This is a genomic window from Stenotrophomonas sp. NPDC078853 (assembly GCF_044901215.1).
GTDB classification, from domain to species: Bacteria; Pseudomonadota; Gammaproteobacteria; order Xanthomonadales; family Xanthomonadaceae; genus Stenotrophomonas; species Stenotrophomonas lacuserhaii.
In genome coordinates, this window is the sequence record NZ_JBJDOQ010000019.1 from 56,632 (window position 1) to 83,194 (window position 26,563).

The window sequence follows — 26,563 nt, forward strand, 5'->3', positions numbered from 1 at the left end:
GGTGGCGACCAAGGTCGCCACTACGGTGCGGACTTGCCCGGCAGCAGATAGCGCAACCCCAGCGTGAAACCACGTGGTGCGATGCTCAGGTGGTCCTCGTCGTTCAACACATCCAGCCGCATCACCAGCGAGGGATAGCCGCGGCTGCGCAGCGTGCGCTCCATGCGGCGCGCATCCTCCACCATGTCATCGTCCTGCAGGTAACGCGGATCGCCGACCCGCTTCGCCTCGTATTCGCCGATGTAGAAGTACACCTTGGCCGGTATGTCCTTCAGGGTTGCCGAGGACGCCTGTTCCATGCGCTCCATCACGTGCTGGTCGAACCAGTACGACGGGCTGCCCAGCACATAGCCGGCAAACAGCGATGGCTCGCTCAGCAGGATCTGCGTGCCCAGCAGTGCGCCGTAGGAATGGCCCAGGAACAGGCGCTGCGTCTCATCGGTGCGCAAGCGCCTGGCCACGAACGGCAGCACCTGGTCGCGCAGGTAAGCGGCGTGAGCCGCCCCGCCGCCATGCACCGCATCGGCCGGCGCTCCGTCTGCGCCGTTGACGGTAGGGGTGTAGTCGCGGCGGCGGCTCGGCATGCCTTCCTCACCCACTGCGTAGGACACCCCGACCAGGATGAACTCCTGCACCGAACTGCCCAGCCGGCGGCCAACCTGGCGTAGTACCGGGAAGGCATAGTCGGCATCGGTGACATACAGCACCGGGTAGCGGCGCGCAGGCTCCTTCTCATACGAAGCAGGCAGCTGCACGAACACCTGGTAATCGCGTCCGGAGGCGGGATCCGGCACGTCCCATACCTGGCTTCCGATGATTTCGTACGGTTGGCCGTGTCCGCGCTGTGCAGGGGCGCGCTCGCCCGCGCTTGCACTGCCCACCAGCAGCACGGCGAACAGACTCGATACCAGCAGGCGCATCATTCCAGCTCCCCGATGAGCTCAAGCACCGGCGCAGCAGACATGTCGTTCGGGTTGGTGCCCGGCGCCCCCTGGGGCACGTCCATGCCGCGGCTGCGGTAGAACTCCACCCAGTACGGCGCCACTTCTCCCGTCTGCAGGTTCTTGAAGTTCATCGGCTGGGTGGCGAATACCTGTTGCGCACGGAACGCACGTTCGATGAAATCCGAGCAGTAGTAGCTGTTCTCATCCTGCACGTAGGTGTCGTTGTAGGGTTTGCCCAGCAGGGTGCGCGCCTTGGCGATGGCCGCCGGAATGGCCGCACGCTGTTCGCCCTTCAGGCGGTACAGCACCACGTGGCGGTGCTTGGCACGGGCATCATCGAGGAAGCTTTCCAGCGTCTGTTCGCGCGATCCCTTTTCATCGGCATGCAGCACGACCGCGCCGCCGGCTTGGCGTGCGATCAGTGCGACGTGGTCGTAGCTCAGGGTACCTGGCTTGCCGGTCGCATCATTGATCGCACCGCTCAGGCCGGTGGTGGCGGCGGTGACGAACAGCAGGTCCCCGTTCTGTGGCTGGGGCGGCGCGGCCTGCGCCGGCAGCAGCGGTGCAAACAACAAGGCAAGGCATAGCAGGGCGACTCTCATGGACGATCACACGGCAGGACAAGACCGTGATGATGCCATGCCACTTGTGCCGCGGGAGGGCCCGCAGTGCGCCCTGCACGCAGCCGGCACGGCCGTTTGCCGATGATGTAGCCCCCCACCCGTCTGCCCTGCCATGGCCAAGCCCTCCGGTTCCCGTCTCGTCATCTACGCCGCCCTCGCCGGCAACCTCGCCATCGCCATCGCCAAGTTCATCGCCGCCGGCCTGTCCGGCAGCTCGGCCATGGTCAGCGAAGGCGTGCATTCGCTGGTGGACACCATCAACGAGCTGCTGTTGCTGTACGGCCTGCGCCGCGCCGAACGCAAACCCGATGCAACGCATCCGTTCGGCCATGGCCGCGAGCTGCACTTCTGGAGTTTCATCGTCGCCCTGCTGGTGTTCGCCGCCGGCGCCATCGTGTCCGGCTACCAGGGCGTGCAGCACATCCTGCACCCGGAGCCGGCCACCAACCACCTGGTGAGCTACATCGTGCTCGGTGTTTCGATGGTGTTCGAAGGCACTTCGTGGTGGATCGCGCTGCGCGAATTCCGCGCTACCAAGGGCCACATGGGCTACTTCGAAGCCTTCCGGCGCAGCAAGGACCCCACCACCTTCACGGTACTGCTGGAAGACAGCGCGGCGCTGCTCGGGCTGGGCTTTGCGATGGTCGGCCTGCTCGCCGCACAGCTGCTGGACATGCCGGTGCTGGATGGCGTGGCGTCGCTGTGCATTGCCGCCGTGCTGGCTGCCACCGCCTTCCTGCTGGCCCGCGAAACCAAGGGCCTTCTCGTTGGCGAGGCCGCACACCCGCATGTGGCCGAGCGCATCCTGGAAGTAGCCGGCGCCGATCCGGACGTGCGCCGTGCCAACGGCCTGAGCACCATGCAGATGGGACCCAACCAGGTCGTTGCGATGCTCAGTGCAGAGTTCGAAGACGACCGCACCACGCCGCAGATCGAGGAATGCATCACCCGCATCGAGCAGGCGGTGAAGCGCGAGTATCCCGAGCTGACGGCTTTGTTCATCAAACCGCAGACGCCGGAGGTCTATCGGGCGCGTCGGGCGGCGATGCTCGCCGGGCCCGTGGCGGAGGGCTGACGACCGCTTGCCCGGCGATGCCTGGAGTTGACCACTCGGTTCCAGAGCGCCTGCGGCGCCTGTCCGGGCATGCTAGTGCGGCGCTTTGCCGGGCGAGCCGAAGAACACGCGTGCACAGGCCATCCCTGCTACCCCACCACACGCTACGCCCAGAAAAAGGGTCTCGGCAAGGTCGGCCGCGAGGAACCAGATCAGTGACTGAACGCCCCCGATCGCGAAACATGTCCACAGCGCGGGCCACCCTGCCAGCCACGGTGCGAGCGCCCCTACCGTCACTGCACTGGTCAGCGCAGGGGCAGCGCCCACCACGTAGGAGAGCAACGACAGGGGCACCAGCACCAGGATGTTCTTGAACTCGCCGTCAATAACCAGCGCACCCAGCGCGAAGGGCAGCAGGCCGAGGGGCGGGCCAAGAATGCCGAACACAGCCATGGCGCGCAGCTGGTCCCATGCGCAATCCCAGATGGCAATACGCACCTCCCCATCCGATCTGGCAAAGTCCGCGACGCGGAAAACGGTGGCCAGCAGGGGCAGTGTCAGCAAAGCCAACAGGTAACCAAGGTGCATCTGTGCTTCGCGCTCGAGCATTGGGGACGGGCAAACTTATACGCTCCGGGAAGGTCGCCGACAACGGCGCCGGGTAGCGGCATCCCGGACTTTGGCTGCCTCCCCTACAATGGTCCATCCGCGGCCGCCCCATGCCCGCACCCGCCTCAAGATGGACCCCGCGTGACCGAGAAACAGCCCGAACACACCCCCCTGATGAAGCAGTTCTTCGCCGCCAAGTCCGAGTTCCCGGACCTGCTGCTGTTCTTCCGCATGGGCGATTTCTACGAGCTGTTCTACGACGACGCACGCAAGGCCGCGCGGCTGCTGGACATCACCCTGACCCAGCGCGGCAGCTCTGGCGGTGCCCCGATCCCGATGGCCGGCGTGCCGGTGCATGCCTACGAAGGCTACCTGGCCCGGCTCGTGGCTCTGGGCGAATCGGTGGCGATCTGCGAACAGATCGGCGACCCCGCCTTGGCCAAGGGCCTGGTGGAACGCAAGGTGGTGCGCATCGTCACCCCCGGCACCGTCACCGACGAAGCCTTGCTGGACGAGCGCCGCGACACCCTGCTGATGGCGCTTTCGCGCAGCAGGTCCGGCTACGGGCTGGCGTGGGCCGACCTGGCCGGCGGGCGCTTCCTGGTCAATGAAGTGGACACCGATGACGCGCTGGAAGCCGAGCTCGCCCGGTTGGAACCGGCCGAACTGCTGGTCCCCGACGAAGAGAACTGGCCGGAATTCCTGCGCCAGCGCAAGGGCGTGCGCCTGCGTGCGCCGTGGCTGTTCGACGCCGACAGTGGCCGCCGCCAGCTGCTCGCGTTCTTCAAGCTGCATGACCTCAGTGGATTCGGCATCGATGACAAACCACGTGCCACCGGTGCCGCCGGTGCGCTGCTGGGCTACGTCGAAGAAACCCAGAAGCAGCGCCTGCCGCACCTGACATCCATCGCGATGGAAAACGCGGGCGAAGCGATCGCGATGAATGCCGCCACGCGCCGCCACCTGGAGCTGGATACCCGCGTCGATGGAGATACCCGCAACACGCTGCTCGGCGTGCTGGACAGCACCGTCACCCCGATGGGCGGACGCCTGCTGCGGCGCTGGCTGCACCGGCCGCTGCGCCTGCGCGAGGTACTCGTACAGCGCCACCATGCCGTGGAAACACTGATCGACCGCGGCGCGGATGCGGATATCCGTGAACAGTTCCGGCGCCTGGGCGACCTGGAACGCATCCTGACCCGCGTGGCGCTGCGCTCGGCGCGCCCCCGCGATTTCTCCACACTGCGCGATGGCCTGGGCCTGCTGCCGGCGGTGCGCGAGGTGCTCGCCCCGCTGGATTCGCCGCGCCTGCAGGCGCTGCATCAGCTGCTCGGCGAGCACGACGACTGCGCGCGCCTGCTGGCCAGCGCCATCGCCGACATGCCACCGCTCAAACTCAGCGACGGTGGCGTGCTGGCGGATGGCTTCGATGAAGAACTGGATGAACTACGCCGGCTGTCCACGCATGCCGACCAGTTCCTGATCGACCTGGAACAGCGCGAACGCGAAAGCAGCGGCATCGCCACGCTGAAGGTCGGCTACAACCGCGTCCACGGCTATTACATCGAAATCAGCAAGGGCCAGTCCGACCGCGCCCCGGTGCACTACACCCGCCGCCAGACGCTGACCAATGCCGAACGCTACATCACCGAAGAACTGAAGAGTTTCGAAGACAAAGTGCTGTCCGCGCGCGACCGCTCGCTGTCGCGCGAGAAGCAGCTTTACGAGCAGCTGCTGGACACGCTGGGCGACTGCCTGGAGCCGCTGAAGCAGTGCGCCGGCGCGCTGAGCGAACTGGATGTGCTGGCCGGTTTCGCCGAACGCGCGCAGGCGCTGGACTGGTCGCGGCCAGAGCTGGAAACCGCGCCCTGCCTGAAGATCGAACGCGGCCGCCACCCCGTGGTGGAAGCGGTGCGCGACCAGCCGTTCGAACCCAACGACCTGGACCTGCACCCGGACCGCCGCATGCTGGTGATCACCGGCCCGAACATGGGCGGCAAGTCCACGTACATGCGGCAGAACGCACTGATCGTGCTGCTGGCGCATATCGGCAGCTTCGTGCCCGCCAGCCGGGCGGTGATCGGCCCGATCGACCGCATCCTGACCCGCATCGGCGCCGGCGACGATCTGGCGCGCGGGCAGTCCACCTTCATGGTGGAAATGGCCGAGACCAGCTACATCCTGCACCACGCGACCGAGCACTCGCTGGTACTGATGGATGAGATCGGTCGCGGTACGTCGACCTACGATGGCTTGGCGCTGGCCGACGCGGTGGCGCGTCATCTGGCATGGCAGAACCGCTGTTACACCTTGTTTGCCACGCACTATTTCGAGCTGACCGCACTGGCCGGCGAACAGCACGAAGGTGGCCGCAGCGGGATCGCCAACGTGCATCTGGACGCGGTGGAACACACCGACCAGAACGGCGGCGAGCGGCTGGTGTTCATGCATGCAGTGAAGGATGGCCCGGCCAACCGCAGCTTCGGCCTGCAGGTAGCCGCACTGGCCGGGTTGCCGCGCGCGACGGTGGCGCAGGCACGACGTCGGCTGGCCGAGCTGGAACAGCGTGGCGGTGAAACCCAGTCGGCGGCCGTTGCGCCGCAGGCGCTGGATGCGCCGCAGCAGTTCGGATTGTTTGCCGCCCACAACACCGCCGCACTGGATGCCTTGGCGGCGGTGGACCCGGATGAACTGACGCCGCGGCAGGCGTTGGAAGCACTGTATCGGTTGAAGGCGCTGATCTGATTCTGCACGGCCCGCTGCGCTCGCCGACCATGGGTCGGCGCTACCGGGCCGGGCTCAACGCTGGCCCAACAGCAATCACGCGTGTCGCATCTGCTGCTTGTCTGCCATCGCGCAGCTTTCGATCCTGTGGCCTTGCCCGCCGCTGGTTCGTCCATGTCCTATCCCAAACCGCGCCATGACAACGCCATCGATGGCATGCGTGCCATCGCCGTGCTGGCGGTGGTCATTTTCCACGTCGATGCGTCCCTGCTGCCCGGGGGCTTCAGTGGCGTGGACCTGTTCTTCGTGGTGTCCGGCTTCGTCATAAGCCAGTCGCTGGCATCGCGTCCGCACGCCCACGCCGTCCCCTACCTGCTGGACTTCTACCGTCGCCGGGTACTCCGCCTCCTCCCCGCGCTGCTGCTGGTGCTGCTGTTCACCTTCCTGTTGTCCGCCCTGCTGATGCCGCGTGCGTGGCGTAACGAGCAGTTCGACCAGACCGGGCTGGGCGCGCTGTTCGGGGTCGCCAACTTCGTGCTGGCGTGGCAGCAGGGGGACTACTTCTCTCCGGGTGCAGACCTCAATCCGTTCCTGCATACCTGGACACTGGGCGTGGAGGAACAGTTCTACCTGCTGTTTCCGCTGCTGTTCCTGGTGTGGCTGCGGGCACGGCAATCGCGGCCATGGGTAAACGCGATCCTGCCGCTGCTGGCGCTGGCATCGCTGCTGTTGGCCGCCTGGCAGACCAAGGCCGCGCCCATCAGCGCGTTCTATCTGTTGCCAGCACGCCTGTGGGAACTGGCCGCTGGCGCGCTGCTGTATCAATGCATCGCCACCCGCACGCTGGCGCCGCACTGGCAAGGCTGGGCGGTGCCGGGGCTGCTGCTGGTGGTGGTCGGGTTCCTGTTCGCCGGGGATCAGCCGGTGCCGTTCCCCGGCGCCATCGCCACCGTGGTCGGCACGGTGATGCTGCTTGGCGCTGCGGCATCGGCCAACGGCGCGCCACGACCGCATGTCCTGCTGCGCGGCCTGCAATGGGCTCCGCTGGTGTATCTGGGAAGGTTGTCGTATTCGCTGTATCTGTGGCACTGGCCATTGCTGGTCCTGCTGCGCTGGACCTACGGCATGCAGGGCATCGCTTTGTGGGCCTACCCCGTCATGCTGCTGGCGCTGGCCAGCGCGTCGTATCACTGGGTGGAACGCCCCCTGCGCAATGCTCGCGCTGGTCGCCGCTGGCACCCCGGCAAACTGCTGCTCTGCGCCATGGCCGGGCTGGGCGTTTCCACTGCAGGTGCATGGACCATCCTCCAGTACACCGACAGCCTGTCATTGAGCGCCACGCGCGATGGCTACGCCTGGAGGGCACAACGGCAACCCGCCTGGATGCCGGTCGAGCCGATCGATGCACCTGCACTTGCGGGCCGCCGTCTGTTCGTCGCCGGGGATTCGCACGCGGCGGCCTATCGCAACATGGTGACGATTGCGGCGCGACAGTTCGACCTTGAGCTGCACATTGAAGAGCGCGGTGGTTGCAGCATCGTCAACCTGCTGCGGGCCAGCAGCGTGGACTGCGCGCCTTACGTGGGTCGCGTCCTGCAGAAGATCGAAGATGAGGCGCGGCCCGGAGACATCGTACTGCTGGCGTCGCTGCGCATGCAGGAACTGCGCGATGCGGACTGGAGCCGTGGCGAAGCAGCAGGCTTCGCTGCCCTGCGCGGCGAGCGCAGTGCGGCCGATACCGCTGCGGCCGAGCGCGACGCCGATGCCGTGCTGCAGCGATTGCAGGCGCTCAACGTGCAGGTGATCATCGATGCACCGATGCCGGTGTTCCGCTCGGCCGCCTACCGATGCTCCGATGCCTTCAACCGGATGAACCCGGCCTGCGCCGGCGGACTCAGCGTGCCGCGTGCGGAGATGGAGGCCCTGCGCGCGCCGCAGCTGGCGATGCTTCAACGTCTGTCGGCACGCTATCCGGCGCTGCACGTCTGGGATCCGATGCCTTTGCTCTGCACGCCGCAGCGCTGCGCGGCAATGGATGGCGACCAACCTCTGTTCTTCGACCAGGATCACCTGAGTGGGCACGGCAACCGCACCCTGCTGCCTGATTTCGACCGGCTGCTGCTGGAAATAGGGGAGCGCACTGCCGACGTCGCGGCTCCGCCTGCTGCTGGCGTGCCCCTGGGCACACCGTGAAGCCTTCGCATCGCTTGGGTGCAGGCGGCGTTATGCTCGGCGGGTTCGACACCCGAGTCGCCCACACCGAGCCGCAGGAGTTCCGCCATGAACACGCAGTCGCTCACCAGCTCCCTCCTCCAGCAGCTGCAGCAGGGTCCGGCCCTGCAGCAGGTGTCCCAGACCCTCGGCGTGGACAGCAACCAGGCCAGCCAGGCGATCCAGTCCGCGCTGCCGCTGCTGCTGGGCGCCCTGGGCAACAACGCCAGCAATCCCCAGGGGGCGCAGTCGCTGCTCAACGCACTGCAGCGTGATCACCTCGGAACCAGCCCGACCGCCGCCAGCGGCGCAGGCGGTTTCGACCTCGGCGGCCTGCTGGGTGCGGTGCTCGGCGGAGCCGGCGGCCAGGCCACCAATGGCGCTGGCATCCTGGGTCATGTATTCGGCAGCCAGAGTCCGCAGGCCGCGCAGCTGCTGGGCCAGAAGACCGGGCTGGACAGCAGCAGGTCCGGCCAGCTGCTGGCCCTGCTTGCCCCGATCGTGATGTCGTTCCTGGCCCAGAAATTTGCCCAGCAGGGCAACGCCGGCCAGCTCAGCCAGGCCCTCGGACAGGAAGCACAGTCATCAGGCATGGCTGGCGGTGGCCTCGGCGCCCTGCTCGATCAGGACGGCGATGGGCAGTTTGGCCTCGGTGATGTCCTGAAAATCGGCGGTGGACTGCTCGGCAAGCGCCCCTGATTGGGCACGACTGTCCAATCGCTCCTAGTTCATAGCTTCTTACTATTGATGAGGTTGAGCGAATCGAATGTACGTTCCCGCGCGCGGTGCTTACCGTGGGATGGGACATCGATTTACGTTCCCTATAAACATTCGCCAGTACACAGGTAGAGACCCATGAATAGCGAAGCGAAGTGCCCGTTCAACCACGCCGTCACCGGTGAAGGCACCACCAACCGGGACTGGTGGCCCAAGCAACTGCGCGTGGACCTGCTCAACCAGCATTCCTCGCGCTCCAATCCGCTGGATCCGCAGTTCGACTACGCCGCCGCGTTCAAGGGCCTGGACTACCAGGCGCTGAAGAATGACCTGAAAGCGTTGATGACCGATTCGCAGGACTGGTGGCCGGCCGACTTCGGGCACTACGGTGGCCTGTTCGTGCGCATGGCCTGGCACAGCGCGGGCACCTATCGCATCGGCGATGGTCGCGGCGGTGGCGGCCGTGGGCAGCAGCGCTTCGCCCCGCTCAACAGCTGGCCGGACAACGTCAGCCTGGACAAGGCACGACGCCTGTTGTGGCCGATCAAGCAGAAGTACGGACAGGCTGTTTCCTGGTCGGACCTGCTGATCCTCACCGGCAATGTCGCGCTGGAATCGATGGGCTTCAAGACGCTCGGCTTTGCCGGCGGTCGCCCGGATACCTGGGAACCGGACCAGGACGTGTACTGGGGCCGCGAGACCACCTGGCTCGGCGGCGACGAGCGCTACAAGCACGGTTCGGAAGGCGTGGAGAAGGCCGGCGGCGTGCTGGTATCCGATGACGATGCCGACGGCGACGTGCATTCGCGCAAGCTGGAAAACCCGTTGGCCGCCGTGCAGATGGGGCTGATCTACGTGAACCCCGAAGGCCCGGACGGCAACCCCGATCCGTTGCTGGCCGCCTTCGACATCCGCGACACCTTCGGCCGCATGGCGATGGACGACGAGGAAACCGTTGCGCTGATCGCCGGTGGCCACAGCTTCGGCAAGACCCACGGTGCCGGCCCGGCGGACAACGTCGGTCCGGAACCGGAGGCCGATGGACTGGAACGCCAAGGCCTGGGCTGGAGCAACCGCTTCGGCAGCGGCAAGGGCGGGGACACCATCACCAGCGGCCTGGAAGTCACCTGGACGCGCACCCCGGCGCAGTGGAGCCACGACTTCTTCGAGCTGCTGTTCAAGCACGAGTGGGAACTGACCAAGAGCCCGGCGGGCGCCCACCAGTGGGTGGCCAAGGATGCCGAGGCGGTGATTCCCGATGCACACGATGCATCGAAGAAGCACCGTCCGACCATGCTGACCACCGATCTGTCGCTGCGTTTCGATCCGGCCTACGAAAAGATCTCGCGCCGCTTCCTGGCCGATCCGCAGGCCTTCGCCGATGCCTTCGCACGCGCCTGGTTCAAGCTGACCCATCGCGACATGGGCCCGCGTGCCCGTTACCTCGGCCCGGAAATCCCGGCCGAAACCTTCATCTGGCAGGACCCGGTGCCCCAAGCCACGCATCCACTGGTGGACGCCAGGGACGTGGCCGCGCTGAAGCAGAAGATCGCCACCAGCGGGCTGGGCGTGGCCGAACTGGTGTCCACCGCGTGGGCATCGGCATCGACCTTCCGTGGCGGTGACAAGCGCGGTGGCGCCAATGGGGCACGCGTGCGCCTGGCCCCGCAGAAGGACTGGGCGGTCAACCAGCCGCAGCAGCTGGCCAAGGTGCTGGCCACGCTGGAGAACGTGCAGGCCGACTTCAACGGTGCCGGTGGCGCCCAGGTTTCACTGGCTGACCTGATCGTGCTGGCCGGTGGCGTGGGCATCGAGCAGGCGGCAAAGGCCGCTGGGCATGACATCAGCGTGCCGTTCACTCCAGGCCGTACCGATGCCAGCCAGGAACAGACCGATGTGGAGTCCTTCGCGGTGATGGAGCCGGCAGCCGATGGCTTCCGCAATTACCTCAAGGGACGCTACAGCGTCCCGGCCGAAGCGCTGCTGATCGACAAGGCCCAGCAGCTGACCCTGACCGCACCGGAAATGACCGCACTGGTCGGCGGCCTGCGCGTGCTGGGCGCCAATGTGGACGGTGGCAAGCACGGCGTGCTGACCCATCGTGTCGGCACGCTGAGCAACGACTTCTTCGTCAACCTGCTGGACATGGGCACGCAGTGGAAGGCCGCCGGCGATGGCTACGAAGGCAGCAGCCGCAACGGCGTGGCCACGCGCTGGACCGCCAGCCGTGCGGACCTGGTGTTCGGATCGAACTCGGTGCTGCGCGCGGTGGCCGAGGTGTATGCCAGTGCCGATGGCCAGAAGAAGTTCGTGCAGGACTTCGTCGCCGCCTGGACGCGGGTGATGGAACTGGACCGCTACGACCTGCACGGCTGAAGTCGCAGCCCCTCACCCGGGCGGCATGGACCGACCCGGGTGGGTGATTGATTTCGGTGGGTGACGACCGTTGGTCGTCACCGCCTTCCACCCCAGACTCAAAGCGCGTCCAGGTCCCCCAACGCGCGGATCAGCTTTCGCGCCCGCTTGTCCGGCTTGTGCTCCGGCGCCTTGTACCCATCACGCGCCGCGATCCGCAATGCACGCTGCTCTGCACGACGTGCCTTGGATGCGTCTGTTTCCGCATACAGCTGCTGGGCCACCGGCGCCGGACCGCGCTGGTCGCTCAACGCGGCCACCGTGATTTCGAACTGCTCTTCGCCGCGCTCGATGCTCAGCTGCTCGCCGACCCGCACCGCGCGCGAGGACTTCGGCCGCTGGCCAGCTACGGTCACCTTTCCGGTTTCAACGGCCTGTTTGGCCAGGCTCCGGGTCTTGAAGAATCGTGCCGCCCACAACCAGATATCCAGGCGGACACTGGGCTGCGGCAGGGAAAACTCGGTCATCGACAGGGGTTGCTCCGCGGGCTCGTTCAAGGAGATGCTGCTCAGGACATGCGGCCTTCCCTGCGGCAATCAAGCTTCCCCCGGCTGCCTGCTGCGCCCCTCGGTGAATGATTCACCGGCACATCCCGCAGACTTGCCAGATGCTAGTGTTCGCGCACGCCCGCTCGATCTCCAACCCATGGCAAAAGCGCCGCTCGACCTCACATCCGGCCCCATCGGGCGCAACCTGCTGCTGTTCTCCCTGCCAATCCTGGCGGGCAACATCGCGCAGTCGCTGAATGGCTCGGTGAATGCGGTCTGGGTCGGGCGGTTCCTCGGCGAAGCGGCACTGACCGCCACGGCCAACGCCAACAACATCATGTTCTTCCTGATCGGCTCGGTGTTCGGCATCGGGATGGCCTCCACCATCCTGATCGGCCAGGCGATGGGCGCCAAGGACATCGGCCAGGCGCGCCGGGTCATGGGTACCAGCGCGACCTTCTTCATCGGCTTGTCGGTGGTGATCGCGGTGGCCGGCTGGTTCCTGGCGCATCCCCTGCTGGCGGCAATGGGCACGCCCGCCGCGTCGTTGCCACTGGCCGAGGCCTACCTGAAGGTGATCTTCCTGGCGATGCCGACGCTGTACGCGTTCGCGTTCCTCAGCGCGGCGATGCGCGGCGCAGGCGATTCGCGCACGCCGTTCCGCTTCCTGCTGGTTTCCGTCGCGTTGGACATCGTATTCAACCCGCTGCTGATCTTCGGCCTCGGGCCGCTGCCGGAGCTGGGCATCGCCGGTGCCGCATGGGCCACGTTGATCGCGCAGACACTCTCGCTGGTTGCGCTGCTGCTGTACATGCGCCACAAGCGCCACGTGCTGTGGCTGGGGCGCAGGGACATGGCGCTGTTCAAAGTGGACCTGCCGATCCTGAAGGCGCTGGTCGTGAAGGGCGTGCCGATGGGCCTGCAGATGGTGCTGATCTCGCTGTCGATGATCATGCTGATGACCATGGTCAACCAGTACGGCACCGATACCGCAGCCGCCTACGGCGCATCGCTGCAGTTGTGGACCTACGTGCAGATGCCGGCGATGGCGATCGGTGCGGCATGTTCGTCGATGGCCGCGCAGAATGTCGGTGCGCAGCTGTGGGGCCGCGTACGCGCCACCGCGCGCCAGGGCGTGTTGTTCAATTTCCTGCTGACCGGCGTGCTGATCGCCCCGTTGATCCTGCTGGACCGCTACACGCTGGCACTGTTCCTGCCCGATGGCAGTCAGGCGCTGCAGGCGGCCCGGCACCTCAACCACATCGCGGTGTGGTCGTTCCTGTTCTTCGGTGTCAGCTTCGTTATTTCCGGCGTGGTGCGCTCCACCGGCGCGGTGCTGGCGCCGCTGCTGATCCTGGCCGGGTCGCTGTGGGGCGTGCGGGTGCCCTTCGCCGAACTGCTGCAGCCGTACCTGGGCGTGGACGCGATCTGGTGGAGTTTTCCGGCCAGCTCACTGGTGTCGATGCTGCTGTCGCTGGCGTATTACCGCTGGGGCGGATGGCGCAAGGCCAGGATGCTGGACAGCCCCGCGCATGGTACGCCGGCCGAAGTCCCGGCCAGTCCGCCATCGCCGGTGGCCGACCCGGATGCCGCGTTGGAAATCGCCGCGCCTGCGGCCGCCTCGCCCGCCACGCCACCGCGCTGAGGCCGCCCGCGCAGGGCCCGCTGCGCTCGCCGACCATGGGTCGGCGCTACCCAGCGCCCGGTAGCGCCGAGCCGTGCTCGGCGGAATCTCTCCGCTGCGGTCCGCTGCGCTCGCCGACCGTGGGTCGGCGCTACCCAGCGCCCGGTAGCGCCGAGCCGCGCTCGGCGGAATCTCTCCGCTGCGGTCCGCTGCGCTCGCCGACCATGGGTCGGCGCTACCCAGCGCCCGGTAGCGCCGAGCCGTGCTCGGCGGAATCGCTCCGCTGCGGTCCGCTGCGCTCGCCGACCATGGGTCGGCGCTACCCAGCGCCCGGTAGCGCCGAGCCGTGCTCGGCGGAATCTCTCCGCTGCGGCCCGCTGCGCTCGCCGGCCATGGGTCGGCGCTACCCAGCGCCCGGTAGCGCCGAGCCGTGCTCGGCGGAATCTCTCCGCTGCGGTCCGCTGCGCTCGCCGGCCATGGGTCGGCGCGACCCAGCGCCCGGTAGCGCCGAGCCGTGCTCGGCGGAATCTCTCCGCTGCGGTCCGCTGCGCTCGCCGACCGTGGGTCGGCGCGACCCTGTGCCCGGTAGCGCCGAGCCGTGCTCGGCGGAATCTCTCCGCTGCGGTCCGCTGCGCTCGCCGACCGTGGGTCGGCGCTACCGGGTGTCGCGGACCTTGCCTCAGGCCGCGATGTCTTTCCACAGTGGCAGGCCCAAGCGCTGCCGCTGGTAGCGCAGCATCACCGCCATCAGCACGCCGAAGGCCAAACCGGCCAACACGGCCGTGGTCACCATCCCCAGCCCGGTCATGCCGCTACTGCGCCACAGCATCAGCCACATCACCGTGCCCCAGCCGATGCCGAACCATGCACCGGTGGTCAGCACGTTGGTGGCGAAACCGGTGAGGATCGGTGGGGCGACGCCCCAGCCCAGCCGCCAGAACAGGCGGTACAGCGGCGGCGCGGACATCGAACGCTTCACGCCAGCGGCGTCCAGCTGCTGCAGCGCGCGGCGCACCTGCGGCGGATAGCGCTCGGGAATTGGGGGAGTAGACGTATTCATCCCCGGAACATAGCCGCTGCGCGGACCCGAACGCAAACGGCCGCCCGAAGGCGGCCGTTGCGGCGACAACCGGAGTTGTCGGCAGGTATTACTGGGCAGCCTTGGCAGCCAGGCGCGCGGCCTTGGCCTGCGCAGCAGCAGCCAGATCTTCCTTGATGCGGGCAGCCTTGCCTTCCAGGCCACGCAGGTAGTACAGCTTGCCGGCGCGGACCTTACCACGACGCTTCACTTCGACCGAGTCGATGATGGCGCTGTGGGTCTGGAAGACGCGCTCGACGCCGTAGCCGTGCGAGATCTTGCGCACGGTGAAGGCCGAGTTCAGGCCGCCGTTCTTGGTCGCGATCACAACGCCTTCGTAGGCCTGGACGCGCTCACGGTTGCCTTCCTTCACCTTCACGTTCACGACGATGGTGTCGCCCTGGCTGAACTTCGGCAGTTCGCGGGTGATCTGGGCGGCTTCGAAGTCCGCGAGAATGGTTTTGTTCAGCTTGCTCATGGGTTACACCGATTCATATGTTCGGGTGGGCGTGTCATTCGACAGCGTGGGCTCATGCGGTCACTGGACTGTGCCGCACGTTTGTTATGTATGGAGCACATCGACCAGTACGGGCGATGGTAATTCGCAATCATAGCCCAATACGGGCCGCCCTTGCTAGGGGTTCTTGTCGCTTTCCAATCCGTCCCGGCCCTGTGCCAGCAGCTTGCGGTCGGCCTTGTTCAACGTGGACTCGTCCAGTAATTCGGGCCGCCGCTGCCAGGTCCGCAGCAGCGACTGCTGCCTGCGCCAGGCGGCGATGGCGGCATGGTTGCCCGAGCGCAGCACATCCGGGACGTCGCCCAGCGGATGCTGGGCCGGCTGGCTGAAATGCGGGCAGTCGAGCAGCCCCAGTTCACCTTCGAAGCTGTCCTGGGCGGCGGATTCGGCGTCATTCAACGCGCCCTCCTGCAACCTGGCCACGGCGTCGATGATCACCGCCGCCCCCAGTTCGCCGCCGGACAGCACGTAGTCGCCGAGGGAAATCTCCTCGTCGACCGCACTGGCCAGGAACCGTTCGTCGATTCCCTCGTAACGGCCGCAGAGCAGGATCATGCGCGGCAATGCCGCCAGTTCACGCACCTTGGCTTGGGTCAGCGGACGGCCCTGCGGACTCAGGTAGATCACCGGCGCCGGGGTCGGGTCCGCCGCGCGCACCGCGGACAGGCAGGCCTGCAGCGGTTCGATCAGCATCACCATGCCCGGCCCACCACCGAACGGACGATCATCCACCCGACGGTAGTTGCCTTCGGCGTAATCACGCGGATTCCAGCCGTGCAGGCTGAACAACGCTTTTTCCTGCGCCCGGCCGACCACGCCCAGTCCGGCGGACTGGGCAAGGAATTCCGGGAACAGGGTGATGACGTCAAAGCGCATCAGAAGTCCGGATCCCAGTCGACGATGACCAGGTTGGCATCGAAGTCCACGGATTTGACGAACTCCGGCTGCACGAACGGGATCATCCGCTCACGGTCGCCGCGGGTGACCAGCACGTCGTTGGAACCGGTGGAGAACAGGTGCGACACCTGGCCCAGCGATACCCCGTCGACGGTCTTGACGTCCAGGCCTTCCAGGTCGACCCAGTAGTACTCGTCCGGCTTCGGCGGCGGCAGCGAGCTGCGTGCCACGTAGACCTCGGTACCGCGCATGGCCTCGACCACGTCACGGTCATCCACGTCGGGGAACCGGGCGATCAGGTGCTTGCCGGTATCGCGACCGCGGACACCGGAAATCGTGGATTCCTGCCCCGAGGGGCTCACCACGATCCACGGCTGGTAATTGAAAATGGCAGAACGCGGCTCGGTCCAGGACTCGAGCTTAAGTTCGCCGCGCACACCAAAAGCGCCGGCAACCCTGCCCAGCAGGATCCGGCGCTCGATATCTTTCATCTGCGTATGCCAGATGGGCCGCGACGGGCGCGGCCCTTCAAGATCAGGCCGCAGCGGCCTGGGACTTGGACGCTTCCTTGATCAGGTTGCGGACCTTGTCGGTCGGCTGGGCGCCGTTCTTGACCCAATGGTCAACGCGGGCCAGGTCCAGCTCGATGCGCTTCTCGCCACCCTGTGCAACCGGGTTGTAGAAACCGACGCGCTCGATGTTGCGGCCGTCGCGGGCGCTACGGACGTCGGTCACGATGATGTGGTAGAACGGACGCTTCTTGGCGCCGCCGCGGGTCAGTCGAATCTTGACCATGGTGTATTTTCCTATGTAACCCAGTCGCCAGGATGGCGCGGTAAGCCGGCGATTATAGCGGCAGCTTCGGCCCAAGCCAACCCCAGCCTGGGTTTGCGGCCTTCACACCTGCAACGCCTGCCACGGCACCGCGGCCATCACCGCCCTGCCCTGTGCTGCCAGCGCCTCCGATCCGGCCAGCGCGCGGCCGTCAATGGCCCCCAGCGGCCAGATCCCGCTGGCGTTGCAGGCAAACGCCGCCTGGATTCCGTCCAGCTCGGCCGCGGCAACCGCCCTCACCACCTGTGGCCCGTTCCAATGCTGCCGCAGCAGCGCCTCGGCGGTACCGCGCAGCGCCGCCGCCTGCGGCCATACCAGCTGCTGCCCGTCGTGCAGGGCCAGGTTCCAGGTGCTGCCTTCGCTGACCTGGCCCTCCTCGTTCAGGAACAGCGCGTCGTCGAAGCCGGCGGCCATCGCCTCGCGCCGCTGCTGGAACAGGCCGAACGTCCCCACGTGCTTGAACCCCGGCAGTTCGCGCTGATAGCGCACGCTGCACACCGCGCGCGAAGCGCTCAGCCGCACCGGCGCGGACACGGCCACCAGCACGTCCACCGGCACGACGGACAACGGGTCGCGGAAATCGAAGGCACGGGAAAACACCGTCACCCGCAGCGATGCATCCGCCATACCAGCATGCTGCAGCGCCTGCGCCATCCATCGCTGCACCTGGCGCTCATCGAGCATGCTGCCGAACAGCGCCTGCGTTGCATGCGCCAGGCGCTGCAGGTGCAGGTCCAGGCCCTGCACTGCATGGCCGCGTACCTGCAGCGACGTGAAGTGGCCATAATTGACCAAGGCCGCGCCCAACGTCGCCGCATCGGCCGGTTGGCCATTGCAGAACAGCACGCTGCTGCCCGTCACGCTCACAGGCGCGCCTGCGCGTCCTGCCACCAGCGCTGCAGCAGGGCAGCGGCCGGTTCGGCACGCGCCATCCACGCCGACTGCCCCGCCCAGGCCTGCATCGAAGCCAGGGCGTTGTCGCGCGCCGCCTGCGCACGCATCGCCGCGGTCAGCCCGCGCTGCACCGGATAGGGTCGCGGCGGCGGCGCATCGGCTTCGGCGGCCGCACGTACGTAATCGGTGGCCAGCCCGCGTCCCAGCCGGCCGCTGAAGGCACGGGTGGGCCAGGTGTCTTCCGGTTCACTGTTCGCCAGCGCATCGGCCCATGCCGGCGCGATCGCTGCCTCCGGGGTACGCAGGAACGCGGTGCCGATCTGCACCGCGCTGGCGCCCAGGGTCAGTGCGGCGGCGATGCCACGGCCGTCGGCGATGCCGCCTGCGGCGATCACCGGAATATCCAGATGGTCGACCAAGCGCGGCAACAGCGAGAACAGGCCCACCAGCTGGCGCTCGGCCTGCGCCGGATCAAACGCACCGCGGTGTCCGCCGGCTTCGAAGCCCTGCGCCACCACCGCATCGGCACCGGCGGCCTGCGCCTCACGCGCTTCGGCCAGGGTGGTCGCACAGGCGATCCAGGCAATGCCCGCCTGCTTCAATCGCTGCACCTGGCGGTCCTCGAGCACGCCCATGATGGTGGACAGCACGGCCGGTCGTGCGGTCAGCACGGCGTTGAACTGATCGTTGAAATCCGCCGGACCGGCGTCGCCGGCACTGGCCGGCACCTCGGGTCCCCATTGCGCCAGCAGCGCGCGGGTTGCCGCTTCGGCCTGCGCATCGCGCAGCGCAGGCGCATCGGGGATCCACAGATTCACCTGCGCCGGGCCGCTGCTGCGGCTACGGAAGTCATCCATCCAGCGGCCGATATCGGCTGCGGGGGAGAGCACCGCGCCCATCGCGCCCATGCTGCCGGCGGTTGCCAGCGCCGCCGACAGCGGCACCGGACAGGCGCCGGCCATGGGAGCCAGCAGGACCGGCATCTGCAGGTTGAAGCGCTGGCAGAAGCGTTCTACCCGGCCAGCAATTCCATCATCACGCATGCATCGAGCCTCTTCTGACGAGTCCGTGCGGGGCCGGGCGGTATCAGCGGAACGGCAGGCCGCGTCCGCCCATGGCGCCCATCATGCCCTTCATGCTGCGCATCATGCCCTTCATGCCGCCGCCGGCCATCTTGCTCATCATTTTTTCCATCTGCATGTACTGCTTCATCAGCTTGTTGACGTCGGCCGGCTGGGTGCCCGAACCGCGTGCGATGCGGGCACGACGCGAACCATTGAGCAGGCCCGGATTACGCCGTTCCTTCTTGGTCATCGAGCTGATGATGGCGATCATGCGCGGCACTTCCTTGCCCTGGCTGACCTGCGCCTTGAGGTGCTCGGGGATTTGCCCCAGGCCCGGCAGCTTGTCCATCAGCCCGCCGATGCCGCCCATGTTCTGCATCTGCTCCAGCTGGTCGCGCATGTCGTTAAGATCGAACTTCTTGCCCTTGGCGACCTTCTCGGCCAGCTTCTGCGCCTTGTCTTTGTCGACCTGCTGCTCGACCTGCTCCACCAGCGACAGCACGTCGCCCATGTCCAGGATGCGGCTGGCGATACGGTCCGGGTGGAACACATCCAGGCCGTCCGGCTTTTCACTGACGCCGACGAACTTGATCGGCTTGCCGGTGATGTAACGCACGCTCAGCGCGGCACCACCACGGGCATCACCGTCGGTCTTGGTCAACACCACGCCGGTCAGCGGCAACGCATCGCCGAAGGCCTTGGCCGTGTTGGCCGCGTCCTGGCCGGTCATCGCATCGACCACGAACAGCGTTTCGGCCGGATTGACCGCGGCGTGCAGGGCCTTGATCTCGGCCATCATCGCTTCGTCGATGGCCAGGCGGCCGGCGGTATCGACGATCAGCACGTCCACGAAGGACCTGCGTGCGTCATCGATCGCCGCGCGCACGATGGCTTCGGGCTTCTGGTCGGCGCTGGAGGCGAAGAACAGCACGCCCACCTGCTCGGCCAGGGTCTTCAGCTGCTCGATCGCGGCCGGACGGTAAACGTCGGCCGACACCACCATCACCTTCTTCTTGCGCTTTTCCTTCAGGTGCTTGGCCAGCTTGCCCACCGTGGTGGTCTTGCCCGCACCCTGCAGGCCGGCCATCAGGATGATCGCCGGTGCCGGCACGTTGAGGTTCAGGTCGCTGGCTTCAGCGCCCATCACGTTCGTCAGCTCGTCGCGGACGACCTTGATCAACGCCTGGCCGGGGGTCAGCGACTTCAGCACTTCCTGGCCGACCGCGCGCTCCTTGATGCGCTCGATCAGCGCCTGCACCACCGGCAGGGCGACGTCGGCTTCCAGCAGCGCGATGCGCACTTCGCGGGTGGCGTCGCGGATGTTTTCCTCGGTCAGGCGGCCGCGGCCGCGCAGGCGCTCGATGGTGCCGGAAAGGCGCTGGGTCAGGGACTCGAACATGCGATGCAACCTGTCTGGAACGGGGGACAATGAGGCAGACAGTATAGCCGGTCGCCCCGGCGACCCGGGCGCGCGCGATGGGCCGTCGCCACTGCGTTGGGGGTGTGCGAAACTTCCACGATGACAATCGTTCTCATCGCAGCCCTGCTCTACCTGACCGCCACCGCCGCACTGGTGCGCGCGGTCGGCAGCGATGCGCCGCGCCCGGGCCGCGGTTGGCTGGCCGCTGCGGTGCCGGCGCTGCTGCTGCACGCCGGCTACCACGTGCAGGTGGCGCTGCAGAGCGCCGGCGGGCCGGACATGCACTTCTTCGCCGCGCTGTCGCTGGTCGGCCTGGGCATGGCCGGGCTGACCTCGCTGGTGGGCGCGCGCGGCCGCATGGCCGCACTCGGCGTGGTGGTGTTTCCGCTGGCGGCGGTGCTGCTGGGCGCCTACCACGGCTATGGACATGAGCCGAGCAAGGAACTGGGCTGGCGGCTGGCCACCCACGCCTGGCTGGCCCTGCTGTCCTACGCCACGCTGAGCATCGCCGCGCTGCTGGCGATCATGCAGTGGTTGCAGGAACGCGCCCTGCGTCGGCGCGAATTCCGCCCCTGGCTGCGTGCCCTGCCGCCGCTGGCGGACCTGGAATCACTGTTGTTCCGGGTGATCACCGTCGGCTTCTTCCTGCTGACACTGACCCTGGTCACCGGCGTGCTGTTCGTCGATGACCTGCTGGCGCAGAAGCTGGTGCACAAGACCGTGCTCAGCGTGCTGTCGTGGATCGTGTTCGGGGTGCTGCTGATCGGCCGCCGCCGTTACGGCTGGCGCGGCCTGAAGGCCGTGCACTGGACCCTCAGCGCGATGCTGCTGCTGTTGCTGGCGTTCTTCGGCAGCCAGTTCGTGATCGAACTGGTCTTCGGGCATACGACCCGGTGAAGCATCGGGTCGTATGCCCACGCATTCCACCTTATCCCCGCGCCGTTGGCGCGCCCCCTTGAACAACAAGGGGGCTGTTCACCAGCAAGCCTGCGCGCGCACCCGGCCCATCGCCTTACAGGGCCGGTAACGCCGTGCCGGCAGCTTACGCGCCAGCCGCTTCCAGCGCTTCGGACAGGCGCTCCACCGCGATCACTTCCATGCCCTTCACCGTGCCGCCCTTGGGCGCATTGGCCTTGGGCACGATGGCGCGCTTGAAGCCATGGGTGGCCGCTTCGCGCAGGCGGTCTTCGCCGTTCGGTACCGGGCGGATTTCGCCGGACAGGCCCACTTCCCCGAAGGCAATGGTCTTCTCCGCAAGGGCGCGGTCCTGCAGCGAGGACAGCACCGCCAGCAGCACCGGCAGATCGGCTGCGGTCTCCTGCACGCGGATGCCGCCGACCACGTTGACGAACACGTCCTGGTCGCCGACCAGCACGCCGCCGTGGCGATGCAGCACCGCCAGCAGCATCGCCAACCGGTTCTGTTCCAGGCCTACCGCCACGCGGCGTGGATTGGACAGCGGCGAGGCATCCACCAGCGCCTGCACTTCCACCAGCAACGGCCGCGTGCCCTCGCGGGTGACCATCACGCAGGAGCCCGGCTGCCGCGTGCTGCCGCCGGACAGGAAGATCGCCGAGGGGTTGGAGACTTCCTTCAGGCCCTTGTCGCCCATCGCGAACACGCCCAGTTCGTTGACCGCACCGAAGCGGTTCTTGAACGCGCGCAGCAGGCGGAAACGGCTGCCGCTTTCGCCTTCGAAATACAGCACCGCATCGACCATGTGCTCCAGCACGCGCGGGCCGGCGATACCGCCTTCCTTGGTCACATGGCCGACCAGGAACACGGCGGTACCGGTCTCCTTGGCGAAGCGCACCAACCGCGCCGCGCTTTCACGCACCTGGCTGACCGAGCCGGGGGCGGCGGTCAGCGATTCGGTCCACAGGGTCTGGATGGAGTCGGCCACGATAAGCCGCGGCTTGGCTTTGCCGGCGTGCTGCAGGATGGTTTCCACGCAGGTTTCGGCCAGCGCGTTGACGCCCTCCAGCGGCAGCTCCAGCCGGTGCGCGCGGCCAGCCACCTGGGCCAGCGATTCCTCGCCGGTGACGTACAGCACCGGCAGTTCGGCGGCCATGAGAGCCACCGCCTGCAGCAGCAGGGTCGACTTGCCGATGCCCGGGTCACCGCCAACCAGCACCACCGCGCCCTCCACCAGGCCACCGCCGAGAACGCGGTCGAACTCGCCGATGCGGGTGGTGACGCGGATGTGGTCGGTCTGCGCCACGTCCTTCAGGGCGGTGACCTTGGGCGGATCGATCTTGCCGGCCCAGCCGCTGCGACGGGAGGCCGGCGCACCGGCCGCCGCCGCGCTTTCCACGACGATTTCCGACAGCGTGTCCCAGGCCTTGCACTCGGTGCACTGGCCCTGCCATTTGCTGTAATCGGCGCCACATTCGCTGCAGACGTAGGCGGTGCGGCTCTTGGCCATGATCATTCCGGTTGCGCGTTGGATGGCGAGCATAGCCGAGCCCCGTCGCAACCGCTGCGACCCGCCACCCCGACCTGCGTGATGCTCCACTCAGGTTCAGCGCGGACCGGCCGCTACCATGTGCGGCGCCCTGCGCGCCCTCCCCCATTCCAAGGACCTCCCATGACTGGCAGCTACAGCCAGAGCCTCGTCTTTTTCTCGTTGTTGGTGGCCGTACTGGCCTCCTACACGGCACTGGACATGGCAGGCCGACTGGCCACCGCGCAAGGGCGCGTGGCGCGCTGGTGGCTGGCCGGCGGCGCCGCGGCGATGGGCCTGGGCATCTGGTCGATGCACTTCATCGGCATGCTGGCCTTCAAGCTGCCGATCCCGATCGGCTACGACCTGGCCATCACCGTGTACTCGCTGGCGGTATCAGTGGGCGCCTCGGCGTATGCGCTGTGGCTGGTCTCGCGTCCGCACCTGCCCACCCGCCGCCTGTTCGCCGGTGCGCTGCTGATGGGCCTGGGCATCGCTGCGATGCATTACCTGGGCATGGCCGCGATGCGCATGCAACCGGGGATCGACTACGACCCGCTGTGGTTCATCGCCTCCCTCCTGATTGCCTTCGGCGCCGCCGGCGCAGCGCTGTGGATCGCCTTCCGCCTGCGCGTCGAAGGCCGCAATACCCGCCGCCTGCGCGGCGCCGCGTCGTTGGTGATGGGCCTTGCCATCGTCGGCATGCACTACACCGGCATAGCTGCGGCACGCTTCCCGCCGGGCAGCCTGTGCGGGGCGGTGATCGACGGCGGCATCGATGCGCAATGGCTGGCGGTGCTGGTCATCGTCACCACGCTGGGCACCATCGGCATCGCGCTGGTGGCCTCCCTGTTCGACCGCCAGATGCGCGAACGCACCGGCCTGCTGGCCGAGTCGCTGGAACGCGCCAATGACAAGCTGCTGCAGGCTGCGCTGCACGATCCGCTGACCCAGCTGCCGAACCGCTCGCTGCTGCAGGATCGCATCGAACAGTCGATTGAAAAAGCACGCCGGCGCAACCACGCGGTGGCAGTGATGTTCTGCGACCTGGACGGCTTCAAGACCGTCAACGATGCCTACGGCCACCAGCTCGGCGACCGCCTGCTGGTGAAGGTGAGCCAGCGCATCGGCTCCCTGCTGCGGCCGCAGGACACCCTCGCGCGCCTGGGTGGGGATGAGTTCGTGATCGTGCTGCCCATCGACGAACCCGACGATGCGATGGTGGTGGCCGAGCGCATCATCGCGGCCGTGGCCGAACCCTTCCTGATCGAGGCGGCCGAACTGCAGGTCACCGCCAGCCTGGGTATTGCGCTGTATCCGGACGATGCGGCCGACGAACGCGCGCTGATGGCCAACGCCGATGCAGCGATGTACCACACCAAGCAGGAAGGGCGGAATGGCTACACCTTCTTTACCCCGTCCATGCAGGTCAGCGCCAATCACCAGCTGCGCCTGTTGCAGGACCTGCGCAAAGCTACCGAACGTGGCGAGCTGCTGCTGCACTACCAGCCCAAGTTCGTCGCTGCCGGCGCGCCCGCGGTGGGCGCTGAAGCGCTGCTGCGCTGGCAACACCCGGAGCTGGGCATGCTGGCGCCGGACATCTTCATCCCGATCGCCGAGCGCAGCGGCTTGATCCTGCCCATTGGCGACTGGGTACTGGACCAGGCCTGCGCGCAGCTGCGGGCGTGGCATGACGCCGGCAATCCACACTGGACGATGGCGGTGAACCTGTCGCCGTTGCAGTTCGCCGCGGCCGGCCTGGTGGAAACGGTAAGGGAAACGCTGGAACGGCATGGTCTGGAGGCCAGCCGGCTGACGCTGGAGATCACTGAAACCACGGCGATGAAGAACGTGGAAACCAGCCTGCAGATCCTCAACGCGCTGACCGCGCTGGGCGTGCGGATTTCGATAGATGACTTCGGCACCGGCTACTCCAGCCTGCTGTACCTCAAGCGCATGCCCGCCACCGAGTTGAAGATCGACCGCGCCTTCGTGCGCGACCTGGAAGACAACGCCGAGGATGCAGCCATCGTGTCCTCGATCGTCGCACTGGGCCGTTCGCTGCAGTTCAACGTGGTGGCCGAGGGCGTGGAAACCGCCGGCCAGCGCGATTACCTCAGCAGCCTGGGCTGCGACCAGCTGCAGGGCTACCACCTGGGCCGCCCGATGGCCCCGGACGAGTTCCTGCGCAAGGTCGCCTGACGACCGCCCTCGGTGGGTGACAACCGCCCTCGGTGGGTGACGACCGTTGGTCGTCACCCACCAAGAGCCGTAGTCCCCAGCGAGCGCACCAGCAAAAAGGCCACCCCGAGGGGTGGCCTTCTCGTTTGCGGCAACGTCGCGAAGACGTCAGTGCATCATGTGCACGTTCATGTTGTGCATGACCCACAGGGTGCCGGCGACGATGATGCCGATCACCACGACGGTGAACACCGCCGCGTTGACGTTCCAGCGGCTTTCCGACGAGCGGTCCAGGTGCAGGAAGAACACCAGGTGGACCAGCATCTGCAGCACTGCGGAGACCGCGATCACCACGCCGCTGACGGTGCGGGAGAAATCGCCCGACATCACCACCCAGAACGGGATGACGGTCAGGATCACCGCCAGCACGAAGCCGATCAGGTACGACTTGACGCTGCCGTGGCTTTCGCCGCCAGCGCCGTGGCCATGGTCGTGTGCGTTGTCATGTGCCATTACAGCGCTCCATTGAGGTAGACGACGGAGAACACGCCGATCCAGATCAGGTCCAGGAAGTGCCAGAACAGGCTCAGGCACGCCAGGCGGGTCTTGTTGGTCGCGGTCAGGCCGTTCTGCTTGACCTGGATGAACATCACCAGCAGCCACAGCAGGCCAGCGCTGACGTGCAGGCCGTGGGTGCCGACCAAGGCAAAGAATGCCGACAGGAAGGCACTGCGGTCCGGACCGTAACCCTGGTGGATCAGGTGGTTGAACTCCCAGACTTCCATGCACATGAAGCCGAAGCCCAGCAACCAGGTGATGCCCAGCCACAGGTACAGCTGGCCGACCTTGTTCTTGTGCATGGCGATCATGCCCAGGCCGAAGGTCAGCGAGGAGGTCAGCAGCAGCGCGGTTTCCCACGCAACGAACGGCAGCTCGAACAGGTCGCCCGGGCCGGGGCCGCCGTCGGTACCACCGACCAGCACCACGTAGGTGGCAAACAGCGAAGCGAAGATGAGGCAATCGCTCATCAGGTACACCCAGAAACCGAAGACGGTGTTGCCGCCGGTGTCGTGGTGCTCGTGCTCGTCATGGCCATGGGCCGCCGCTTGCGCGGCGTGCCCGTGGTTCACGGTTGGGGTATGGGTGCTCATGCCTTCAGCTCCGACTTGACCAGGCCCTGGGCAACCAGGTGCTTGCGGTGTTCGTTTTCGATGCGCTCCACTTCGGCGGCCGGGACCCAGTAGTCCACGTCCTTGTCGAAGGTGCGGTAGATGAACGTGCCGATCATGCCGACCAGGCCAATGATGGCCAGCCACCAGATGTGCCAGATCATCGCAAAGCCGAACACCATGCTGAAGGCACCGATCACCACGCCCGTGCCGGTGTTGCGCGGCATGTGGATGTCGGAATACCTGGCCGGCTTCGGCCAGGCTTCACCACGCTGCTTGCGTGCCCAGAAATCGTCCAGCTCGGTGACCTGCGGCAGCGTACCGAAGTTGTAGAAGGCCGGCGGCGAAGAGGTTTCCCACTCCAGCGTACGGGCGTCCCACGGATCGCCGGTCAGGTCCATGTTCTTCTTGCGGTCGCGGATCGACACGAAGATCTGGATGACCTGGCACAGGATGCCGGCGCCTACGATGAAGGCACCACCTGCGGCGATCAGCAACAACGGTTCGTAGGCCGGATTGACGGTGCTCTGCAGGCGACGGGTCATGCCCATGAAGCCCAGCACGTACATCGGCATGAAGGTCACGTAGAAGCCGATGAACCAGCACCAGAACGCGGCCTTGCCCCAGAACTCATTGAGCTTGTAGCCGAACATCTTC

At 66.9% G+C, this 26,563-nt stretch carries 24 protein-coding genes; 8 read left to right on the forward strand and 16 right to left on the reverse strand.

Annotated elements, in window-relative coordinates; all coding sequences use genetic code 11:
* Positions 1-20: 20 nt before the first annotated feature.
* Together ACI2JH_RS16765 and ACI2JH_RS16770 are read right to left on the reverse strand one after the other, a co-directional pair.
* The gene (locus ACI2JH_RS16765; RefSeq protein WP_404736758.1) at positions 21-923 is read right to left on the reverse strand and encodes an alpha/beta hydrolase; all 903 of its coding nucleotides are present in this window, start codon (positions 921-923) and stop codon (positions 21-23) included.
* Positions 920-1,546: a YiiX/YebB-like N1pC/P60 family cysteine hydrolase gene (locus ACI2JH_RS16770; protein ID WP_404736759.1), complete on the reverse strand. Its 627-nt coding sequence runs from the start codon at positions 1,544-1,546 to the stop codon at positions 920-922. The genes ACI2JH_RS16765 and ACI2JH_RS16770 overlap by 4 nt, the downstream gene beginning before the upstream one ends.
* Positions 1,547-1,679: 133 nt before the next feature.
* Between ACI2JH_RS16770 and ACI2JH_RS16775 the strand changes: the two genes are divergently transcribed.
* Entirely contained in the window at positions 1,680-2,642 is a 963-nt protein-coding gene (locus tag ACI2JH_RS16775; RefSeq protein WP_404736760.1) for a cation diffusion facilitator family transporter, read from the forward strand.
* A gap of 72 nt (positions 2,643-2,714) precedes the next feature.
* On the opposite strand, the gene ACI2JH_RS16780 is transcribed toward ACI2JH_RS16775, so the two are convergent.
* Positions 2,715-3,230 carry a hypothetical protein gene (locus tag ACI2JH_RS16780; RefSeq protein ID WP_319274671.1) on the reverse strand — a complete coding sequence of 172 codons (516 nt, stop codon included), beginning with the start codon at positions 3,228-3,230 and terminating at the stop codon, positions 2,715-2,717.
* Positions 3,231-3,404: 174 nt separating this feature from the next.
* Here ACI2JH_RS16780 and mutS point away from each other — a divergent pair, with 174 nt between their 5' ends.
* The 4 genes from mutS to katG all read left to right on the forward strand — a co-directional run bounded on the left by mutS (position 3,405) and on the right by katG (position 11,258).
* Complete coding sequence (gene mutS, locus ACI2JH_RS16785; RefSeq protein ID WP_223181690.1) at positions 3,405-5,975, forward strand: DNA mismatch repair protein MutS; 2,571 nt, start codon at positions 3,405-3,407, stop codon at positions 5,973-5,975.
* A 153-nt stretch (positions 5,976-6,128) separates the two neighbouring features.
* Entirely contained in the window at positions 6,129-8,147 is a 2,019-nt protein-coding gene (locus ACI2JH_RS16790) for an acyltransferase family protein (RefSeq protein WP_404736761.1), read from the forward strand.
* Positions 8,148-8,234: 87 nt separating this feature from the next.
* A complete protein-coding gene (locus ACI2JH_RS16795; protein ID WP_404736762.1) occupies positions 8,235-8,864 on the forward strand; it encodes a DUF937 domain-containing protein in 630 nt (209 codons plus the stop codon).
* Positions 8,865-9,020: 156 nt separating this feature from the next.
* Positions 9,021-11,258, forward strand: a complete 2,238-nt coding sequence (gene katG / locus ACI2JH_RS16800; RefSeq protein ID WP_404736763.1) for a catalase/peroxidase HPI — start codon at positions 9,021-9,023, stop codon at positions 11,256-11,258.
* Positions 11,259-11,356: 98 nt separating this feature from the next.
* Here the strand turns inward: katG and ACI2JH_RS16805 are convergent, their stop codons facing one another.
* Positions 11,357-11,764, reverse strand: coding sequence for an RNA-binding S4 domain-containing protein (locus ACI2JH_RS16805; protein WP_404736764.1), 408 nt, complete (start codon positions 11,762-11,764; stop codon positions 11,357-11,359).
* 178 nt (positions 11,765-11,942) lie between these two features.
* On the opposite strand from ACI2JH_RS16805, the gene ACI2JH_RS16810 reads away from it, so the two are divergent.
* A complete protein-coding gene (locus ACI2JH_RS16810) occupies positions 11,943-13,430 on the forward strand; it encodes an MATE family efflux transporter (RefSeq protein WP_101100251.1) in 1,488 nt (495 codons plus the stop codon).
* Positions 13,431-14,088: 658 nt separating this feature from the next.
* Here ACI2JH_RS16810 and ACI2JH_RS16815 read toward each other — a convergent pair.
* The 8 genes from ACI2JH_RS16815 to ffh all read right to left on the reverse strand — a co-directional run bounded on the left by ACI2JH_RS16815 (position 14,089) and on the right by ffh (position 20,092).
* Positions 14,089-14,469, reverse strand: coding sequence for a DUF6404 family protein (locus ACI2JH_RS16815; protein WP_182655928.1), 381 nt, complete (start codon positions 14,467-14,469; stop codon positions 14,089-14,091).
* An 88-nt stretch (positions 14,470-14,557) separates the two neighbouring features.
* Positions 14,558-14,965 carry a 50S ribosomal protein L19 gene (rplS, locus tag ACI2JH_RS16820; RefSeq protein WP_101100249.1) on the reverse strand — a complete coding sequence of 136 codons (408 nt, stop codon included), beginning with the start codon at positions 14,963-14,965 and terminating at the stop codon, positions 14,558-14,560.
* Between the two features lie 156 nt (positions 14,966-15,121).
* Positions 15,122-15,880: a tRNA (guanosine(37)-N1)-methyltransferase TrmD gene (trmD, locus tag ACI2JH_RS16825; RefSeq protein ID WP_182655927.1), complete on the reverse strand. Its 759-nt coding sequence runs from the start codon at positions 15,878-15,880 to the stop codon at positions 15,122-15,124.
* Positions 15,880-16,392 (reverse strand): ribosome maturation factor RimM, encoded by a 513-nt coding sequence (gene rimM, locus ACI2JH_RS16830; protein WP_182655926.1) that lies wholly within the window; start codon positions 16,390-16,392, stop codon positions 15,880-15,882. Before rimM ends, trmD begins: the two co-directional genes overlap by 1 nt.
* 43 nt (positions 16,393-16,435) lie before the next feature.
* Positions 16,436-16,696 (reverse strand): 30S ribosomal protein S16, encoded by a 261-nt coding sequence (gene rpsP, locus ACI2JH_RS16835; protein ID WP_042612633.1) that lies wholly within the window; start codon positions 16,694-16,696, stop codon positions 16,436-16,438.
* A 102-nt stretch (positions 16,697-16,798) separates the two neighbouring features.
* Positions 16,799-17,602 (reverse strand): aminotransferase class IV, encoded by an 804-nt coding sequence (locus ACI2JH_RS16840; RefSeq protein WP_404736765.1) that lies wholly within the window; start codon positions 17,600-17,602, stop codon positions 16,799-16,801.
* Positions 17,599-18,672, reverse strand: coding sequence for an NAD(P)H-dependent flavin oxidoreductase (locus ACI2JH_RS16845; protein ID WP_404736766.1), 1,074 nt, complete (start codon positions 18,670-18,672; stop codon positions 17,599-17,601). Before ACI2JH_RS16845 ends, ACI2JH_RS16840 begins: the two co-directional genes overlap by 4 nt.
* A gap of 43 nt (positions 18,673-18,715) precedes the next feature.
* Entirely contained in the window at positions 18,716-20,092 is a 1,377-nt protein-coding gene (gene ffh / locus ACI2JH_RS16850) for a signal recognition particle protein (protein WP_101100245.1), read from the reverse strand.
* Between the two features lie 120 nt (positions 20,093-20,212).
* Between ffh and ACI2JH_RS16855 the strand changes: the two genes are divergently transcribed.
* Positions 20,213-21,010, forward strand: coding sequence for an inner membrane protein YpjD (locus ACI2JH_RS16855; RefSeq protein WP_101100244.1), 798 nt, complete (start codon positions 20,213-20,215; stop codon positions 21,008-21,010).
* 145 nt (positions 21,011-21,155) lie between these two features.
* On the opposite strand, the gene radA is transcribed toward ACI2JH_RS16855, so the two are convergent.
* Positions 21,156-22,538 carry a DNA repair protein RadA gene (gene radA, locus ACI2JH_RS16860; RefSeq protein ID WP_101100286.1) on the reverse strand — a complete coding sequence of 461 codons (1,383 nt, stop codon included), beginning with the start codon at positions 22,536-22,538 and terminating at the stop codon, positions 21,156-21,158.
* Positions 22,539-22,700: 162 nt separating this feature from the next.
* On the opposite strand from radA, the gene ACI2JH_RS16865 reads away from it, so the two are divergent.
* The gene (locus ACI2JH_RS16865; RefSeq protein ID WP_404736767.1) at positions 22,701-24,758 is read left to right on the forward strand and encodes a putative bifunctional diguanylate cyclase/phosphodiesterase; all 2,058 of its coding nucleotides are present in this window, start codon (positions 22,701-22,703) and stop codon (positions 24,756-24,758) included.
* 147 nt (positions 24,759-24,905) lie between these two features.
* Here ACI2JH_RS16865 and cyoD read toward each other — a convergent pair whose 3' ends face one another.
* The 3 genes from cyoD to ACI2JH_RS16880 all read right to left on the reverse strand — a co-directional run.
* Positions 24,906-25,250 (reverse strand): cytochrome o ubiquinol oxidase subunit IV, encoded by a 345-nt coding sequence (gene cyoD / locus ACI2JH_RS16870; RefSeq protein WP_042613166.1) that lies wholly within the window; start codon positions 25,248-25,250, stop codon positions 24,906-24,908.
* Positions 25,250-25,888 (reverse strand): cytochrome o ubiquinol oxidase subunit III, encoded by a 639-nt coding sequence (gene cyoC, locus ACI2JH_RS16875; protein WP_042613165.1) that lies wholly within the window; start codon positions 25,886-25,888, stop codon positions 25,250-25,252. Before cyoC ends, cyoD begins: the two co-directional genes overlap by 1 nt.
* The coding region (locus ACI2JH_RS16880; RefSeq protein WP_404736768.1) for a cbb3-type cytochrome c oxidase subunit I at positions 25,885-26,563 on the reverse strand (679 nt) is incomplete at its 5' end. The genes cyoC and ACI2JH_RS16880, both read right to left, overlap by 4 nt.